Genomic DNA, 17658 nt, shown 5'->3' on the forward strand with positions numbered 1-17658 from the left:
GGTCAGCTCCGGGCGATCAGGGAAACGGCAGGGAATCCACCGAAGGGCAAGGCGTTGCCTTCGCCGAAGCGCGGGATGCAGCCGCGACCCAGCGTGGCGTCGCACTCATCCAACTCAGGGTTATCCGTGACCGCACCGTCTTTCGTCACGTAGGGTCCGGTGTAGCCGCAATTTGGGCCGCGATAGCCCCCAGTGAGGCACCAATGACAAAGCGTTGTGGCCTGTCGCCCGATGGACTCACCGCCCACGTCGCCCGGGCTGGCAAGCTCCCAGGTAACCGTCTCCCCGTCCTCGTTCGTTTTCTGGTCGATGTACCAGACCTCGATCGTCTCCTGAGTTGGGTCTGCCTGCGGATTGCCGCCGGGGAAGTTCTCAGCATCCAGGTAAGTGCCCAGCGTGTGCCGCATGGTCAGTTTGAACTCGAGCAGGTCGTCGAAGGCCAGGCACAAGGCTGTGATCCGGCCATTGACGTTGCCCACCGACAGCGTTGGGCGAACCGCCGTGCCGTCGCCGTTGGATTCGATACCGTCAATCTGCATCGGCCAGGCGCTGTACTCGTTGCCCTGCCAGTAGATCGGCTTGGCCGGCAGCTCATCGGCGGCGGCGCCGGCGGCGATCAGCTCGGCCTCGGTGTGCGGGATAGCGTGCCCATGGAAGCGCAGGATGTCCGCACCGTAGTCGGAGCCGTCCAATTCGAAGAGCAGCACTTCGCTGCCAGGTTCGAGAACCTGGATGTCACTGATCAGCGGCATGGTTGCCCCTTATGGTTGGAAGGCCCGGTTGAATGTGGCCGTAAGCTTGAAGACCCCTCCCCCGACGGGGGTTGGAGTAGGGTTCACGCAGGAAAACAGGCCAAGCTGACCCAGCGGCGTCGTCCAGAGAAAAGCCTTGGCGCCGGCATGGCGGTCGAGAAAGTCCATGATCTCCTGCACCCTGGCGCGAGACCCGGTGTAGGTGATCGGATAGGAGTCTTCTTTGTTGTTCGGCCCGTCGCCGGCGATCTGCTTGTAGCCGTCGCCGAACTGCGCGGTGCGCACCCGATAGGTGATATCGGGTGCGTCTCCGTGCTGGGTGGGCCAGGTGAACGTTTCGATAGCCATCAGCCCCTCCCGTTGATAACGCGCCAGATGGCGCCGCCTGGCTGCAAGCCCCTGGAGATAGCCGTTTCGGCTTCGACCTTGGCTGCCTGCTGGATACCCTTGCCCAGTTGCGTGGTATCTTCCGCTGTGGTCGCGCCACCGTCACCGGCGGTCTGCACGGAAACTGCCACGGGGAAGTTGTAAACGTTCCCCCCGCCACTGCTGCCACCACTGATAGCCCGCACACCCAACTGACCGCCGGCCGTGCGGGTCAGTGGCATGATCGCCTCATCCCCTGCTTCGCCCATTACCCCGATCCCGCCGCCAGCCATACCGAAAGCTGTCGGCTTGCTCACGATGGAGTTCGTGAAGGCGCCGCCGTTGGCGAACATCTGCACGCCGCCCAACCAAGCGCCGCCCTTGGCCTGCACGCTGCCCGGGGTGAAACCTGATAGGTCGCCGGAATACCCGGCCTGGGTTGAGCCGGCAGATGTGGCCCCTCCACCGAAATACGAGCCGGCGGCAGATGCGGCAAGACCGAAGAGCGCACTCATCGCATGGGAGCTGGCCTGCCGAACCGCAATGCGCGCCATATCCGCGAGAATCGACTTGGTGAAATCAGCAAACGACAGCTTCCCTGTCATGGCGAAGTTGACGATCGCATCCTCCATTGAGCTGAAGGCGTTGGTGAACAGGCTTTTGGTCTGCCCGGCCACGTCCCGCGCCGATTCCAGGTAGTTCTGCCATGCCGACGATGCGCCTGCGCTCCAGCTACCCTGGGCAGCAGTCATGTCGTCATAGTTGGCCTGGACGGTGTCGTGCAGATCCTGTTGCGTGGTTTTCAGTGCATTGAGCTTCTGCGTGTACTCGTCGAGGCTCATGCCTCGGGAGCCGTCGCCGTACTGATTTGCCAGTTCCAGGCGCTGCTGGTTGATGCGGTCGTCGATGCCGTTCTGCTGGTCCGTCAGCCCACGCTGGCGATCACCTTGGCCGAGACCAGATGCAGCACGAATACCTTGCTGCCGAAGCGTTTCCACTTGCCGCTGTAGCGCCCCGGTGTATGTGCTAACTGCCAGGGTCTGCTTGCGCAGCCGGCCTTCCTCATTGGTTGCAATGATCGAGAGTTGGCTGTCCGTTTCCTGCTGGGCCTTGACCATCGCGGAGCGTGCATCGCTGATCTTCTGGTCGATCTGGATGATGTGCGAGGCAGTCGTTCCCTTTTTGGTCTTCGCTGCCTCCAATGCAGAGATTTCTGCCTCGTAACCCTGGGCAACCTCAACCGCTTCCTGTTTCAGCAGACTGACCCGCTGTTCGGTGTAGCTCGCCTGGCTGATGACCCCGGCGCGCTGCGAAGCCTCCAGCTCTTTGTCGGCGTTTTTGTAATAGGCCAGGGTTTCGGCCAGGAGGTTTTTCGCGTTGTTAAAGCCGGTCAGGTCGACGCTGCCTGTGGCCCCCTTCGGATCCTTGAACTTGTCGTTGATGTTGGAGATGTTCTTGTCGATTGCCGCCTGGTCGAGCCGAGCATCCTTTGGGTCAACCTTGCGGATATCGTCGAGCTGCTTCTTGTAATCCTTGATCGCGTCGGCGCGCTTCTGCTCATTGGTCAGTGACGACTTGGTGAGCGCGTCGATTTTCGACATGGCGGACACGGCGCTCATCTGTGCCTTGGCCTGCTCGCCCTGCCACTTCGCAATATCGGCCTCGGCCACCTGCTGATCCTCCAGCATGTTCAGCCGATTGGTGTAGAGGTCGATCATCTCCTGCTTGTTCTGAAACAACCCGACATCGCCGGACTGCGCAGCGGCCAGGTTGCTCCGGGCCTGCTCAATGTCCGAGCCGATGTCCTGGCGACCCAGGTTCTTCAACTGATCAGCAGCCCGGGCGACTGCGTTGTATCCCTTCTCCCAGAAGCTCAGGTTTTCGAGGATCTTCGGCGTGCGCTCGTTGATGGCGTCGGCATATTGCTCGGTCGCGAGCTTCACAGCGCCAGCATGGTCGCCCTGCTCTTCCAGAGCGGCGATCTGCGAATAGACCGAAGCTGTCAGGTAGTGATACTGCTCGTTGAGCGCGGCGGAGGCCTTGACTGGGTCATCTGCAAGCTTTTTGAACTCTGCGACAGTGTCGCCGACAGCCTTGCCCGTGGCTTCCTGCATCGAAATGGCAGCCTGGGCGATGCCTACGAAACTTTCACCAGCGATCTTGCCGCTGCCTGCCAATGAGGCCAGAACATCGGCAGCCGCACCGGTTGTGCCTATGGTGGCGCTCACCTGGCGAGCCATGTCGCCAAGTTGCCCGGCACTCACGCCTGCATAGTTGCCGGTCAGGGTCAGTGATTCGTTGAAGTCGTCCTGCTCTTTACCGCCCTTGTAAAAGGCAACCCCAAGCGCGCCGACGGCTGCCGTTGCCAGCGCGATAGGAGCAAGAATTGCGAGCAGTCCAGCAGCCGATGCGCCAGCACCAGCCCCCAACTGCGCGACGGCCCGCACACCGCTGCCCCAGTCTCCCGAGGACAGAGCGTTGCCGAGCTGAACGACGTTCTCCTGGGCCTGGCGTGAGCCGAGCCGCAGCTTGTCGAATCCGCTAGAGGTCTTTTCGAGCTTCGCGTAATCCTTGTCGATTTTGCTCAAGGACGTGTTGAACTGGTCCTGACTGATCCGGCCGGCGTCCAGGTGCTTACCCAGATCCTCGACCTGCTTGTCCAGCTTCGCCATTGCCGCGCGGGCTGGATCAATTGCACCCAGCAGGCTGTTGAGTGCCCTCTGCTCGTCCATGGTGGACTTGGCCAGGGCTACCTGTTGCTTGTCGAGTTGGGCGGTGATCTTGGTGAACTCAGCCTCGCCATAGGCGCCGGTCTTGGTCAGCTTGGCCAGAGCGTCCCGCTGCTTCGCCAGGTCCTGGGTGGTTTTGGCGCCGGTGGACAGCGACTTCTCCAGAGCCTGCATTTCATTCATCAGCGAAACGGCGGACTGCTCGGCCCGACCGCCAGCCTTCGCCATTTCATCCAGGCTGGTTTTCGCCTGAATTGCATCGGCCGAGTCGATCTTGACGCCGAGTTCTGCAATGTTCATCGACTCACCTTGAATAAGTGCCCGTTGTTACGGGCGGTTGTCACGCATGTCAGCCATAACCGCGATAGCTTCCGATTCCATCACGCGGAGATCCTGAAAAACTGTCTGCCGCTGGTTCGCCGGCACTCCAACCAGGCGCATCACACTGGGGAGCACGCCGTAATCAAGGCCGGTTGCGCCGCACGCGCCGGTGCGCCACTGCGTTCCCATGGCGTCCATGACGAGGAACGAATGCCAGGCGTCCGGCCAGACCTCGAACGTCTCGTCATAGTCTTCAGGGGAGAATCCGAATACCGCTAGTTGTTCGGCGGTAGCGGCTGGCTCGTAGAGCGCCCGGGCAGCGGCCGTTAGTTTCCCAGGCGAGCCTTGCCGAAAGCGTCGCTGTAGGCCTTTACCACCGCATCCGAAACACCGATGCAGCTCTTCACCAGGGCGGTGATGGATTCGTCGTTGAGCTTGTCGCTGAAGCCCCAGGCAACAACCAGATCCCGGATCTGATCAACACCTTGCTCGACTTCTGCTTCGGTGATCTGCGAAATGGTGGGCTCAGTGCCCTTGAAGCTCTCGTTGAGGGTTTCGGCTTTCGCGCTCCAGGCGTCGAACAGCTCTGCCAGGGCGGTTCGATCTCGGTACTGGAAGGTGAACGGCACCATCACTGGCTTGCCGCCCACCTGGGGAATCGCTACATCAACCGTGAAGGTCGGCTTTGGCGCGATAGAGAACTTTGCCATAAGGCCTCCTTAGGCGTTGTAGCGGGTCGGGCGGGATGCGAACGACAGCGTGATAGTCCGAGTCATGATGTTGTTTCGGTTCATAGTCGGGGTCGCGGTGATCGACACGTAGGCGTAGTAGAGAATGGTCGAGCCCGAAGGAAGGTTCGCGCGGATCAAGCGCGGCTCCTTATCCTCATCAGCAGCTTCAACGACCGCGACGAATGCCTGGTTCGGGTCATCCGCCACCGGTAGCGTCATGCTGCTGGCCGACTTGGTGGTCGGGAGCTGGCGGTCATCGTCATCTTCCAGGAAGCCGTAGGTGAGGAACTGCTGATCGCCACCATTTGCCGCTGGCTCAGTGATCTGCGAAATCTGAACCCAGCCAGAAGCCGCACGAACAGAGCCAGCCCCGGAGCCCGCTGGGTAGGCCTTCACGTTGGTGGTGTTGATACCTTCTGCCGCGAAGTCGCCGACGTCCGAGTCGATAACCCGCGCGGGACGACCGTTCAGCTTCGCCCAGCCCGAGTCAACAACGATGGTGTCGCCATCGGCCAGGCCATGGGCCGCGGCTGTCAGCAGCGCCGGGTTGGCGTTGGAGATGGCGGTGAACGGCTTCGCAAGGCTCATCACACTCGCGATTTCAAAAGTAGTGCCGTTGGGAATAGAAACGCTCATGGGTTTTCCTCTGTGCAGAAATGACAAAACCCGCTCAATGGCGGGTTCCGGGGTTGCCCAACGGGCGGATTAAGTCGTGTCGGCTCGGTACTGGAAGGACACCGGCAACGTGAAGGCGGTGTCTTCGGTCTGTTCAGGACCGGGTTCAACTGGAGTCATGATCAGAGCCGTGAGCCCATCACGGACAAGGCGATCGTTCAGCGGGTACAGCGCGGCGAGCTCATCGGCGATCGTCTCGGCGCCGGCGGGACCATTGCCCGCCGGCGTCACGATGGTGATTTGAAACAGCCCGCTGTAGAGCCGGTGCGCGCCGGCCAGGTCGTTGCTGTCGGTCCCGGCGGGAAGCAGGAACGCCCGCAGGTGCGTCTCATCAATGTTCGGGGTGAATGGCACGTTCTGGTAGGCGATGCGCAACGTCGGTGTTCTGGCGGCGGCCCAGGCCTTGAGGCGCGATTCCAGCAACGAGCGGATTATCTTGTGGCTCATACCTGGTTGTTCCTAATGGCCTCCAGCACGATCTGCTGGAAGCGGGCCACGGTGATACGAACCATGCCGCCGGGGGCTTGGGTCGAATGCCCGAACTCGAGCGGGACGGCATACGGCAAGTTGTTGATGATGTAGGCCATTTGGCCGGCGGTGAAGTCGTTCATCGCGGCCACTAGAGCAGCAGTGGTGTCAGCACCGCTCGGGTCGACGTCATCAAAAGTGACGTTCTCGACCACACCGAGCGATATGTGCCAGTTCGCACGGAAGCGACCGCCGACATATCCCTCGGGCGCCTTGACGTCCATGCCATCGTTGAGTTTGCGGCCTTTCTTGAGCAGGTCACCCTTCGTGAGATTGTCCGGGTCGCTGCGCAGTTCGGCGTTGTGGTCGTCGACAGCCTTGTTGTACTGGGTCGCCACTGCGTTCTGGGCCCATATCTCCGGGTTACCCACGGGAGACATACGGATCAGGCTGCTACCAACCTCGATGATGATCTCGCGCACACTGGCGTCGATGGCTTCACCGGTTTGGGCAGCGAATTCCGCCAGACTCAGGGCGAAGCTGCCGGACTGGCCTGTTCCGCGATTTGCCATATCAAACCCTCAACTGAACGGTCCAGGTTGCGCCCGCGGGATCCTGGCTAACGTTCAGGGCTCGCTTGCCACCGATGACATCGCCAATTTCAGGCGTCGCCACGGTGGCGGTCGGAACGCTAAGCAGCGTGATGAATAATTCGTTCTGCAGGATGGTGAGCTTCTGGTCGGTCGTCTGGATCAACGTTCCGTCGATTTCCTTGCTGAGGTAGCTGCCGAAAATGCCACGCCCTGCATAGCTTGTGATGACTTCAGGGATGGTTCCGGTTTCAGGGTCATATTCGCCCTGGACTTTCCGAACCCCGACTACAGGCTTCACGGCATCGGCCAGACCATCCGGGTCGTCAAACGCCTCGGCCAGTTCCGCCTGGATCTCTTCGCGCATCCCCATGGTTAGGTCCTTTTCAGCATCATCACGCCTGAGCGCTTGATCCAAGGCGCCAGAAGCGCCAGGGCGAAGTTCACGCCCGCCGACTGATCGGTAGAGCCGGCCACGTAGGTTTTGCTGACCGAGGTGCCAGACTGAGCCGATACTGTCTTGCTCTGCACTTCTTTCTGCGTGGACGTGTACAACTTGCCCGCCGCCGCTTCTTTCGCGACCTGAGCTCCAGCAAGCTTGATGGCTTCAGGGGTCGGATCGGCAACAGGTCGATTAATCTTGGCCGTGAGCCAGGCGTTGGCCATAGCCACAGCAAGGACCGGATCACCAGTGCCGGCCCAGCCAGGACCCAACAGGGCGTCAACATCGGCAACGGTGATGAAGTCGGTCATTTGCCTGTCCTTATTCCTTCGGCACCAGGGCCTGGAGATCTTCTTTCAGCGCGGTGGATTCGAAGGCGATGCCCTTGCGGGTGAGCCACTCTTTCAGCTCCGGGACCTTCATTTTCAGAGGGTCGGTTTCGGGCGGATCCTGCTCAGCCTTCAACGCTTCCGCGATTTCCTCGGGAGTGCTGCGCGAGGCATAGCCTTCGGGTGGATAGGCGCTCGCCTTGTGGCCGGCGGCGATGAACTCGGCAACCGTTGGGCCGTCTTCACGCAAGAGCGGGGCCTTGCCGTCAGTTACGATGATCCCGGCGCGCTTGTAAGCCTCGATGATGTTCGGCTTGTCACCGTCAACCACCACCTCTTTGGCTCCACCAATGACGCCGAAGAACTGGTCGAGCAGGCGATAACAGACCCCGGACTCGTTGCCCGGCTTGTCGGTGTAGATAATCTTCATGACTCTCTCCAGATCGGTCAGGGCGCAATCAAGCGCCCTGCCGAGGCTGAGTTATGGGGTGACGGTGCCGCTGATCACAGCGGCGAAAGGGACTTGCTTGCGGTCGAAGACCCGCTCCCAGTTGGCTGCGGCCGCGTACTGGGTCGCCGTTGGGCTGAGGTTCTGGCTGTTCGCACCAACCCAACTGAAGCCGGCAGGCTGGAGGATGTAGGTTTTCCGCTCCCACAGGACCTCGGCACCGCCGCCATTGCCGCCATCAGGCTTGCGCTGCATCTCTTCCGGCTTGTTCGGCTTGCCTACGCCGTAGCCGAATGCGCCCTCACCGAAGAACACCGAAAGGTACTGGCCGGGACCGTAGATGAGGCTGTCATCCATGAAGACTGGTTTGCCCAAGTAGGTGGCCAGGATGATTTTGCCAGTGGAGTCGCGCAGGTACTCGATCAGGTCCTGCTTGACCATCTGGTTCATGACAACCGAGTGAACACCAATGGCGGAGAACACGTCAGCAGCATCACCCGCAGTGAACGCAGCATCCTGGAACGCGCCCGCACTGATGGTCGCGCCAGCATCGACGACCATGTCACCGCCATCGTTGAGGATGTTCGAAGCGATCACACCCCGAGCCGCGCCCAGCAGGTAACGCTGCCACTGACGGTTCCAATAGGTACCGAAGCGGTTGCGAATGTGCTGCATCGGCTCACTGTTTGCCAGCTCGGCGGTCAAGTCAGACACGCCATAACCTTTGTTTAGGTACAGCACGCGAGCACGCATGCTTTCCTGCTCCGCCTTGCCGACCTCGCCAAGGTCGTCCGGGTCATCGTTGCTGATGTTCGGCGCCTCATCCGGATCGAGGTCTTGCCAGTAGCTGACCTCGGCGGTGCCCTGGCTGCCGGAGGCGATTTCATCCAGCACTGGAGAACGGGTGACGATGCCGGATTCGTATACGGCGGTTTTTTCCGGGCTGTTTACCGGGTCGAGGGACGCGTAGTACTCGCCGACGAAGATGTCGGACAGTTGGGTCGAAGCCATGGGTTAGGTTCCTTTGGTGGCCTGAAGTTTTTTGAATGCTTCGGGGTTGGACGCGGCCAGCGCAGCGCGCTCTGTTTCCGTGTATTCGCCCCATTTCTTCGTGGCCTTGCCACCGTTGTCGCCGGTCTGCCCGGCGCCCTGAGCCCTTGGCCACAGGTGTGTTGCTGTTTCACGCAGCGATTCCGCCCATTCGAGCGGCGACAGAGGCGTTTTGCCGTCCTTGCCGTAGATGACCTCGCCATCACGGTCGGTGGCGATCGCCTCCCCGTCTTCACTGAGTTTGAAAGTGCCCCGGGCGCGCAGGATGATGTCCTCGGCAGCCTCAGGGAGCGCACCGGCCTTGATGGCGGCTGCGCGGATTGAGTCGGCCAGGACTTTGTCGCTGTACTTGGCCGCGAAGGCCTCGGCCTTGTCAGCCCGCTCTTTCTGTGCGGCCAACTGCTTGTCATAGTCGGTGCGCAGGCGCTCGGTGCGACGGGTGATGACCTCGTCGAGCTTGCCCTCAGCGATGAGTTTGGTTTCCTCATCCTGGCCGACTTTGGTCAGCAGGCCCTTCACCGCATCGATGTCCAGGCCTTCGAACTGGGTTTTGAAGCCGTCCAGTTCGGTCTTGGTCGTTTTGAGCGAGCCAAGCAGCTCGGTGTTTTTGTTCTTGAGGCCTTGAGTCGCTGCTTCCACCGCTGCTGCGATGGCCGATTTCACTGCCGGGTCTTCAAGATCAATCTGGTTTTCGTCTGCCACTTGGTGCACCCCTTGGGTTTGGTCGGCCCGCTTCGCAGGCATAAAAAAACCCCGGCATGGCCGAGGTCTGTATTTGATTTGCGAATCTATCGGATGACTTTGAAATGCATAAGCCAGCCGCCTGAGTTGATGCCCATCTGATCTGGGAGAATGGCTGAGGCCCAGGGATAAGCTTTCTGAAGCCTGGGAATTGCCAGGGCAATAATTTCATTCTTCATGCCGAGGGTCACATCTCCAGGTTCGATCTCCTGAAAATCGAGTATCGCAAAGATGTATGGGGAGCCCGTATCCCGCTCGGATTCGGGCTTTTCAGAAAGCTGTGTATCAAGGTATTCCTTTGCTGTTTTAGGCACGTCTCAAGCTCCATTTACGGGAGCTCGACTGTGCCATCCGCCACCTTAAGGCGGTACTTAAATGTGACGAACCACCCTAATTAGGCACAACAAGCAATCCACGCATTACCAGGTAATCGGCAAACTGCGTCCTGCTCGGTGCATACGGTGGAGGTCGAAGCATGGCGCCAGGGCTGCTGCGCAGCAATGCCACGCGCTCCCCGTCTTTCTCGGTGCCGAAGGCAGGCTCAGGAATGCCGAACCCGTTATCCGCTGCGTACAGCTCTACTGCCAGCCTGAGCTGACCCCATTCAATTTCGAACGGGACAAATGTTTCAGACAGGGTTTCCAAGCCAACCCTGCACTGCCGCCGGGGCCAGGCCATCGCCTGCGTGTCTCGCGTCTTGGCGCCCTTCCATTCCATGGCGTTCATGTCGGCAGCAGCGCGCAATAGCAGGGCCTTCTGCTCGTTTTCAGTAGCAGGAAGCGGGAAGCCGTAGTAGTTGCGGTAGAAGACCAGCTTCTCCAACGGCACAAAGCTATTGGCGTCTGGCCGTCCTGTTCCATCCTCGACAATGATTAGCATAAGGGGCTCAGCCTGGTTGAGCGCCGAGTGTAACGCCTGCTCGGGTGAACATGTCAGGCTCGAGCTCTTTGAGTTGGGCCAAGGTCAGCGGCTTGAACGATTTGTCCAGCTGCAGCTTGGCGAACTTCTCCGGCGTCAGGCCGCCATTGCGGAACAGCTTACCCCGGACCGGCCCGAGCGCGTGATCCTGGAAGCTCGCCGGCTGAGTCGCCAGCCATTCGTAATAATTCAGGCTGGCGTCCACCTGGGCCCCGCCGTTGTCGCCCACCGAGGCGCGCGTGGCGTCCTTGGTGAACATCTCCGACAGCCTGGTGGTCGGCACCGTGGTGGAGCGGCAGTTGATGTGCGCCGGTGGCAGCGGGCCTTTGCCTAGGTCGAAGCGCATCCCGTCCAGGCCCTTGCATTGCTGCGAGGTCTTGCGGTCTAGCGTCGACACCCAGCGATAACCCAGCACCACGTCGCTGTTGGCCTTCAGCGTCTCCATTCGTGCCGTCGTGGCCACATGCTGGATTGCCGTCTGCACCACAGCAGCCGCGTTGCGGTTGCTCACCGCCAGGACGCCATCCGTGAAGTTCTGCGCTGCGGTACCGCGAATCGCCTGGATAATCTGGGCGTTTGTCTGCCCCTGGCCGAAGCCGAGCCTGATGGTGTTGGTGACGCGCATAGTTTCGGTTCGGGTCCAGCCGCTCAGGAAGCTTTTCAGCAGCTTGCCACCGTCGATCCCCTTCACCTGCAGCGGATAGGAGAACACCGCCGCGCGGATCACCGTGTTTGTCGGCACCACCGCGTCGATGGAGAGCGCATTGCTCAGGCTTCTGGCTTCAAAACTCGACTCGTACAACGCGATGTCAACCAAATCGGCTTGCACCAGGTCGCCGTAGGCCTTGTAGATGTCCAGCAGCTTGCCGTCCACGCGGGCGAGGAACTGCTCAAGGCGGTCCCGGCTGTAGGTGGTCAGTTCCTTGCGGGTCAACTGCTCCCGCACCAGCTTGTCGATCTGGCGCAGGTACTTCTCGAACTTTTTGACCTCGCCGGCCTTAAGCCGCTCGATCATCACCGAGTGGCGGGTCGTCTGTTCTATTAGCTGGCTGTCCGCCTGCGCCAGGTTTGTCGTCGGCATCGTCTTTGTCCAAGTTGATGCCGGCTGACTCACGCTCTTCGCTGATCAGATCGGCTTCTTCGTCGTATGGGCGCTCCGGCAGCTTGCCGGTGGTGAGGTACTGCCAGTAGGTGTCGGCGCTGATCGTGCCCGCCATCACCCCCTTGTGCAGTTCGGCGAGCACCTGGGCATCTACTTCAGGCATCACAAACTCTGGCGTGACCTTGAACGCGACCTGCTCCGGGTCGTAACCCTTCCACTCGGCGGCGTACCGCAATGCCTGCTCCACCGCTTCTGCCACCGTGATGACAATGCTGTGCAGCGTGGCGTGCTGGTCGTTCTGGCGAGTTTTACGAGCCTCCCCTGACTCAGTGCCGCCCACGTCCATGACCTTCGCGCCAGCTTCAAGAGCGGCATTCTTCTGGTCGTCCATGGCCGTGCGAACCGCTTCAATGCCAGCCCCCTGGAACTCCAAATAGCCGCACTTGCCATTTAGGCCTAGATCCCATGCTGCCGATGGGCCGGTTACGCTCAGCTCTACCGAATCATCAAGCCCGGAAACCCATGGTTGTGGGTGACTGGTCTGGTGCAGCGCGGTGAAGTAGTCAGCGCTGAGTTGGTAGGACTTCAAGGCGGCCCGCGCCATGGTCAGTAGCGGCACCTCGTCCACTTCAGGCGAGTTGTCTGTCGAGCCGCAATAGATCACCGGCAAGTAATACAGCCCCTTGATCAGGCGGGCATCAGCACCAGTGGTGCCAAGCGGCCTCAGGTCTTCGATAGTCGCGCCATCTTCCCCCAGTACTTCGCTGTGGCAGACGTTATCTATCATCTTGAAGACGCGATAAACCATCTTGCTGTCGTGGTCGTACTCATCCTCGTTGTTGTCGCGGAACTCGCGAAACACGGAGAGGATCAGGTCCTGCCGGCCGCCCTGGCTGCCTACCTTCCAGTTGATGGCGTTGCGAGTGGCATAAGTCGAGAAGTACGGCTCGCCACCCTCATCGATATTGACTACCAGCGGCACCCGGCCATGGGAAATAGCCTGGCGAACCATTCGAAAGAACAGTTGCTTGAGGCCGAAGCCGTCAGAGGTGGCGTTTTCCTCCAGCCCCTGCATGCCAGATGGAAGCATGATCTCGGGAATCAACCTCGAAACCAATCCCATCATCGAACGCAACGCATCGCGGACCCAGTGTTCGTACTGAGCCCTGGCCGTGTAGTTCTCATACAGGTATTTGTTGCCGTCGCCGTCCTGCTTTTCAGCCTCTACCATGCCGCTGGGCTTGGGTAGATTGCGCTGGTTGCGCTTGACGGCGCATTCGCCCTCGAGCGCATCGTCCATCATTTTCCACTCGGCGATGTGCGCGTCGTAGTCGGGGTTTGTCGATTGCACTGGCATCAGGCCAAGCCTCCAATTCGGCGTGTTCCGCCTGTGCGTGTTTTGATCGGGTAGCGTTTGGCAATGAAGTAGCCGGGCGCATCCACCAGGTGGTCATATCCGGCCTTCTTGTCGGGCTCGCCCTTATCCGTGTAGATCTGACGTTCCAGGCACTGCGTGTATTTCGGGCACTGGTCTACGTTCACCAGGTAGCGATGCTCTCCATAGGTATTGGCAAACATCGCGCACATGGCGTTGACCCGGTCCTTCACCGCCGGATTGGTCGAATCCACAATTACGGTGAAGCCAGCCTTCTTGAGCAAAGACAAGTCCGACTCGCTTGCACTCTTGCTGCTTGTGTTCTGGCCGCTGGCGTCCGGATAGATCGCAATGCTGTGGTCAGGGAAGCGAAGCTTGATCTTGTCGATCATCTCTGGCGTATCCCGCACCTCGGAAAACTCACTAAGGGCCAGCGGTAGGTCGTCACGTATGACATGCACCACAGCCGCCATCTTCATGACGTTGAAGTCCATGCCGATGTGCAGCGCCTCGCCGCGCTTAATCGTCTCGCTGGTGCGGTTCGCCTCACGGTTGAACGTGTAGTAGACGACGCCCTGGTAGTTCTCAAAGCTGGCCTCATACTCTTGCCGGAACGTCCGGGGATCCATCTTGCGACGGGCAGCCTCGATTTCTTCCGGCGGAACGTTGCCACCATCGAGTGACGTGTAAAGCCAGCTACGGTGGTCAGGCTCATGTCCTGGCTTACCGTCTTGAAACGTGTCGTAGCAGTGGTTGAATCCTTTTGGTGTGCCAATGCGCAGTGCATGACCGCCCTTTCGAACCTCGCCGTTCGGGAGCGTGTAGGTGCAGGTCGAGAGCATCGGCCGGATGACTTCTTCCCAAGCCGCGTATTTGCAGTCGGCCCATTCGTCCACAAGGATGAAGAACAGACCTGAACCACGCAGATCGTCGTAGTTCTCCAGACCGACACACCGGAGTAAGTGACCGCTCTTCAGCGTGATCAACATGTCCGTTTCGTTCGGCTTGGTCGCCAGCCAAGATTTCGGGATGGCCTGCTTCAGCCTGCGCCAGAAAACCCGACGGGCCTGCTTCTGCGTCGGCGCGGCGTACCAGATTTCATCCTCGACGCTGACGTTCCAGGCAGCAGCGAGCTTTGCGGCCCGGCGCATCTCAGCCTTGCCGAGGAAAGTCTTACCGAACCGGCGACCGCACACCGCATCGCGAAAGCGCGCCTCAGGCTGGAAGCCCCAGCAGTAAATGTTCGCCTGTTTCGGCGTCAGCGCGACCAGCCCATCAGAGATACGGGCTGGTAGGGACATCTTCGTCAGGCCTCAACACATATTCAGCGGCAGGTTCGGCACCCGCCTCTGATCCAGGGGGTTTGATTGGTTCAAGGCGGCGATTCACGAAGACGTCACCCACCTCCTTGGCGGCCTGCTCCAGCAGCTGGGCAGTCAGCGCCATGTTCTTCATGTTCTCGGCCTTTTCGGCCATGCGCCCAAGCGTGCGGAGGCGAAACGCACGGTTGGCAATCGGTATGTCCGCGGTCTCTTCGCGGAAACGCTTTCGGGCAGCATGGAATAGCTCTACCCACTTCGCGCCAAGCCCCTGCCCTGCATACTTAGTCGGGTCGTGCGATTCACACTGCTGACGACTGATCTCTATGCCGAATTCCGTCTTTGACCGCTGCCACCACCTGAGATGGCGTATCAAAAGCAGGCAAGTGCCTGAACAATGAAGGCTTTGACCTCGCTTCGTAGTACTGCCATATGGGGTTCATCCGTCAAAACCTGTCACAGAATCAGGCCAACTTGAGCAGACAGGTTCCGCAGGCCCTCGATATGTTCAATTTCCCCACCTCAGCAGGACTGTTTGCAGCATCCACCAACGCCTGAACGTCATGGCTTGCACCGTAGCGGCGGACCACTCCGACGAACTCTTCAACGTCGTGCCCGCGCATCTCAAGCTTGGGTAGGCCTTCCTGGGTGAACTTGGGCTGGCCGTACCCGTCACGCGCTTGGGCGATGTGGTACAGCTCATGCTCAACCAGGGCACAGAAGTCGGCGTCGCTGCACTGGGCGCAGTAGTCAGCGGCAAGGGTGATGATGAAAGCCGGCACCTCGCCGAACCAGTCACGCATCTGCTGTTCCATCCGGGCTTTCTGCCAACCACCTGCGCGGAATGCTACCTGTTCAGCCTGGCCCAGGACCGTGCGGCCTTGCTTGTTGAAGCTCGACGATGCCCACATGACCCGGATGTCCGCATCCAGTAGGTGGGCATGGTCTACGTTGTGAATGCTCCCGGTGTCGGCAAGGATCTCGGTCTGGAGCCAATCCCACACTTCCGGCGCTGGTGTAAGGCGTATACCGAAGTCGGATAGCTCCGACAGCTCAAGCAGTGACGATGGAGGGAGTGGCCTATCCATGGTTCACCTTGAGCTTGAAATAGTGGCTGGTTGCCGGTATTGGTGCAGTTCAACTCAACGGAAGGAAAACAACATGTCCGAAATCGCTAAGAACGTCCTTGAAGCATCACCAGACTAGACCTCTGAGGAAATCCTTCGGAAGTATGCTGTCGCTGCAGCGCTGGAAGTTATCGCGGCGCGCGCACCAGCAATGACGTCAACAGGTCAGCTTGAACACGAAATGAGTAGGCTTTCCAAGTACGCCGACCAGATCCAAGAAGCACTGAAAGCGAAGTGATCCACCCGTGCCGCACTCACCTGCGGCACACCTACCCTTCCCCGTTATCCAGCAGCACATCAATCAGCTTCTGCTCGCCCAGGCGCATGGCGCCCAGGCATTGCAGGTCGTCGCACTTGGGGCCGAGGCCGAACACGGTCACTTCGCCCTTCGCACCGATCAGGGTCAGGGCTCCTACAGTGCATTCCGGGTGGACACCAGCATCAAGGTCTTCGGCGATCTTTCGCAGGGTCTTGGCGGCGTCTCTCCATCCCTCGCGCTTGAAATCGATCAGCTTGGCGGTCATTTGCTCACCATGATGTGGGTCTGCGCGTGGGCGTGCCCTTGCAGCTCTGCGACGATCAGGCCCTGGGGCAGCCCGGCGGCCTTGGCTGCATCTACCGCCTTGGCGATCGCCAAATCCAGATCGGTCAGCGCCTTGTTGATGTCCTGGCCCATAGGGAGAGCGTGGCGCAGGCGGGTTACGTTGGTCATACACCCTCCAGCGGAACCACGTTGATCTCACCCCACACAGGGCGGTAGTCGATGTGCTTGCCGTCAGTGCAACGCAGCGGCATTTCCGCAACCACAGCGATGCCGACCTTCGTGTCGCAGTAGGTCACGCAATCAATGCGCTCACCGTCGAGGAAGACCTCACGCTGCCCACGACCATCGTCGGCCCAATGAACGTGCTCGCCTGATTGATCGGCCATAACTCTCTCCAGTGTCGCGACACAATTTGCTGATGCGCGAAACGTGTCGCGCTCTACCGCTTCTTCTCGCAGCCCATGCAGCGCTCACAGTTCAGGTGCCGACACAGCCAGGCTTTCACCCGCTGCCAGTACGTGACCATGAACAGATGGCGGATACCGGCCAGGGCCAGGGCGATGTGCAGCGTCAGCCCCGCTACAGTCGGACCGAACAGGAAGCTGTTGTGCCCGGTGGTGACCACATAGGCGCTGATGGCGATGGCCGAGTAGATCAGCTTCCCAAGGATGCCGTCCCTCACCTTCCCGCTCACCACGCACCAGAACGCCCACAAGGCGATCAGGCCGCAGGCGATGGAGTTGATCAGTTCAAGCTTCATGGTGGATTGCCTCCCCCGAACCGCTGGCGGATGAACGCCCAGAGGTCAGCGGCTTTGATGGCCCGGGTAATGGCGGCAATGAGCGATCCGCCGAAGGTGCCCAGTAGGAAACCAACACCGGCAACACTGCGCGGCTCGACCACTCCGAAATAGGAACTGATCAGGCCCGTCAGGTAATGGGCGCAGACCGCACCCGAGAAAATGAAGATGGCCCAGGCCTTTCGGTCTACCAGGTCATCGCGGTGCCAGAAGCTGGCAGCGATCGCGCCAATCAGTCCGGCAAATGCCCAGTCGAGCTTATCGAACAGGCGCTGTAGAAACTCCATGCCTTCGACTCCGACTGTGCATGATTGAAGAAAATAGGCCTGCGACGGCCTGGGCATTGCCCGAAAACGAAAAAGCCCCGATCAATGTCGAGGCCCTAAATAGGGTCGCTGTCTTTCCAGCAGTCAGCCAAAGACCATCACAGCGTCAACGCCCCATTGCATCGATCTCGCTGATCCTGTCTCGCGCCACTCTGGAAGTCAGGTGTGAACAGAGCGCGCGGGCTGCCGGTGTTCTTTCGTGACGCGTGACTTCCGGCGATACCGCGTCCAGGGAGTCCCGAGGGCTGTCCTGGCTACAGGTGAAATCGGAGCAATAAAAAACCCGGCGCTTGGCCGGGTTCAGGGTTTCGTGTGCATTCGCTGGGCCTACTTCGCGCCGCCGTTCCCGCGATCCGTCTGAGCGTCCTGACCAGACCCAGGATTGCCGGGCGGCGGATCCCAATCTACAGGCCTTTCGCCAGTGCCTTGCTTGGGCTCAGACTCAGCCTGATCAAGCCCGGAACCATGACCTTCGCCTGTATCAGGCGCTTCGTCGTCTGGCCCAG

General features: G+C 60.1%; 24 protein-coding genes and 1 pseudogene. All 25 read right to left on the minus strand.

What is annotated here, in order from left to right; translation table 11 throughout:
• Positions 1-2: 2 nt before the first annotated feature.
• Positions 3-752, minus strand: coding sequence for a phage minor tail protein L (locus PSH57_RS15455; protein ID WP_305415887.1), 750 nt, complete (start codon positions 750-752; stop codon positions 3-5).
• A gap of 9 nt (positions 753-761) precedes the next feature.
• The gene (locus PSH57_RS15460; RefSeq protein WP_305383916.1) at positions 762-1100 is read right to left on the minus strand and encodes a phage tail protein; all 339 of its coding nucleotides are present in this window, start codon (positions 1098-1100) and stop codon (positions 762-764) included.
• Positions 1100-4147 (minus strand): phage tail tape measure protein, encoded by a 3048-nt coding sequence (locus PSH57_RS15465; protein ID WP_305383919.1) that lies wholly within the window; start codon positions 4145-4147, stop codon positions 1100-1102. Before PSH57_RS15465 ends, PSH57_RS15460 begins: the two co-directional genes overlap by 1 nt.
• Positions 4148-4174: 27 nt before the next feature.
• On the minus strand, positions 4175-4591 hold the full coding sequence (locus tag PSH57_RS15470) for a DUF1799 domain-containing protein (protein ID WP_340368603.1): 417 nt from the start codon (positions 4589-4591) through the stop codon (positions 4175-4177).
• Positions 4495-4878 (minus strand): phage tail assembly chaperone, encoded by a 384-nt coding sequence (locus tag PSH57_RS15475; RefSeq protein WP_305383921.1) that lies wholly within the window; start codon positions 4876-4878, stop codon positions 4495-4497. Before PSH57_RS15475 ends, PSH57_RS15470 begins: the two co-directional genes overlap by 97 nt.
• A 9-nt stretch (positions 4879-4887) precedes the next feature.
• The gene (locus PSH57_RS15480; protein WP_305383923.1) at positions 4888-5535 is read right to left on the minus strand and encodes a phage tail protein; all 648 of its coding nucleotides are present in this window, start codon (positions 5533-5535) and stop codon (positions 4888-4890) included.
• A gap of 69 nt (positions 5536-5604) precedes the next feature.
• A complete protein-coding gene (locus tag PSH57_RS15485) occupies positions 5605-6021 on the minus strand; it encodes a phage tail terminator-like protein (RefSeq protein WP_305383925.1) in 417 nt (138 codons plus the stop codon).
• Positions 6018-6614 (minus strand): hypothetical protein, encoded by a 597-nt coding sequence (locus PSH57_RS15490; RefSeq protein WP_305383926.1) that lies wholly within the window; start codon positions 6612-6614, stop codon positions 6018-6020. The genes PSH57_RS15485 and PSH57_RS15490 overlap by 4 nt, the downstream gene beginning before the upstream one ends.
• 1 nt (position 6615) lies before the next feature.
• Positions 6616-7005: a hypothetical protein gene (locus tag PSH57_RS15495; RefSeq protein ID WP_305383927.1), complete on the minus strand. Its 390-nt coding sequence runs from the start codon at positions 7003-7005 to the stop codon at positions 6616-6618.
• Between the two features lie 2 nt (positions 7006-7007).
• Positions 7008-7385 (minus strand): hypothetical protein, encoded by a 378-nt coding sequence (locus PSH57_RS15500; protein ID WP_305383928.1) that lies wholly within the window; start codon positions 7383-7385, stop codon positions 7008-7010.
• Between the two features lie 10 nt (positions 7386-7395).
• Complete coding sequence (locus tag PSH57_RS15505; protein WP_305383931.1) at positions 7396-7833, minus strand: HeH/LEM domain-containing protein; 438 nt, start codon at positions 7831-7833, stop codon at positions 7396-7398.
• Between the two features lie 51 nt (positions 7834-7884).
• Positions 7885-8862 (minus strand): major capsid protein, encoded by a 978-nt coding sequence (locus PSH57_RS15510; protein WP_305383934.1) that lies wholly within the window; start codon positions 8860-8862, stop codon positions 7885-7887.
• A gap of 3 nt (positions 8863-8865) precedes the next feature.
• The gene (locus tag PSH57_RS15515) at positions 8866-9603 is read right to left on the minus strand and encodes a hypothetical protein (protein ID WP_305383936.1); all 738 of its coding nucleotides are present in this window, start codon (positions 9601-9603) and stop codon (positions 8866-8868) included.
• A gap of 86 nt (positions 9604-9689) precedes the next feature.
• Positions 9690-9956, minus strand: coding sequence for a hypothetical protein (locus tag PSH57_RS15520; RefSeq protein WP_305383938.1), 267 nt, complete (start codon positions 9954-9956; stop codon positions 9690-9692).
• Positions 9957-10032: 76 nt separating this feature from the next.
• Positions 10033-10521: a DnaT-like ssDNA-binding protein gene (locus tag PSH57_RS15525; protein WP_305383941.1), complete on the minus strand. Its 489-nt coding sequence runs from the start codon at positions 10519-10521 to the stop codon at positions 10033-10035.
• A 7-nt stretch (positions 10522-10528) separates the two neighbouring features.
• A complete protein-coding gene (locus PSH57_RS15530) occupies positions 10529-11641 on the minus strand; it encodes a minor capsid protein (RefSeq protein ID WP_305383944.1) in 1113 nt (370 codons plus the stop codon).
• On the minus strand, positions 11559-13019 hold the full coding sequence (locus tag PSH57_RS15535) for a DUF4055 domain-containing protein (RefSeq protein WP_305383946.1): 1461 nt from the start codon (positions 13017-13019) through the stop codon (positions 11559-11561). Before PSH57_RS15535 ends, PSH57_RS15530 begins: the two co-directional genes overlap by 83 nt.
• Positions 13019-14338 carry a phage terminase large subunit family protein gene (locus PSH57_RS15540; RefSeq protein WP_305383949.1) on the minus strand — a complete coding sequence of 440 codons (1320 nt, stop codon included), beginning with the start codon at positions 14336-14338 and terminating at the stop codon, positions 13019-13021. The genes PSH57_RS15535 and PSH57_RS15540 overlap by 1 nt, the downstream gene beginning before the upstream one ends.
• A pseudogene (locus tag PSH57_RS15545) lies at positions 14313-14788 on the minus strand (DUF2280 domain-containing protein). Before PSH57_RS15545 ends, PSH57_RS15540 begins: the two are co-directional and overlap by 26 nt.
• A 32-nt stretch (positions 14789-14820) precedes the next feature.
• Positions 14821-15444, minus strand: coding sequence for a putative metallopeptidase (locus PSH57_RS15550; RefSeq protein WP_305383957.1), 624 nt, complete (start codon positions 15442-15444; stop codon positions 14821-14823).
• Between the two features lie 308 nt (positions 15445-15752).
• On the minus strand, positions 15753-16007 hold the full coding sequence (locus PSH57_RS15555; RefSeq protein WP_305383959.1) for a hypothetical protein: 255 nt from the start codon (positions 16005-16007) through the stop codon (positions 15753-15755).
• A complete protein-coding gene (locus PSH57_RS15560; RefSeq protein WP_305383962.1) occupies positions 16004-16195 on the minus strand; it encodes a hypothetical protein in 192 nt (63 codons plus the stop codon). Before PSH57_RS15560 ends, PSH57_RS15555 begins: the two co-directional genes overlap by 4 nt.
• Complete coding sequence (locus PSH57_RS15565; protein ID WP_305383965.1) at positions 16192-16413, minus strand: hypothetical protein; 222 nt, start codon at positions 16411-16413, stop codon at positions 16192-16194. Before PSH57_RS15565 ends, PSH57_RS15560 begins: the two co-directional genes overlap by 4 nt.
• Positions 16414-16466: 53 nt before the next feature.
• Positions 16467-16787 carry a hypothetical protein gene (locus PSH57_RS15570; RefSeq protein WP_305383968.1) on the minus strand — a complete coding sequence of 107 codons (321 nt, stop codon included), beginning with the start codon at positions 16785-16787 and terminating at the stop codon, positions 16467-16469.
• Positions 16784-17113 (minus strand): MFS transporter, encoded by a 330-nt coding sequence (locus tag PSH57_RS15575; RefSeq protein ID WP_305383970.1) that lies wholly within the window; start codon positions 17111-17113, stop codon positions 16784-16786. Before PSH57_RS15575 ends, PSH57_RS15570 begins: the two co-directional genes overlap by 4 nt.
• Positions 17114-17658: the final 545 nt, after the last annotated feature.

The organism is Pseudomonas hefeiensis (assembly GCF_030687835.1).
GTDB classification, from domain to species: domain Bacteria; phylum Pseudomonadota; class Gammaproteobacteria; order Pseudomonadales; family Pseudomonadaceae; genus Aquipseudomonas; species Aquipseudomonas hefeiensis.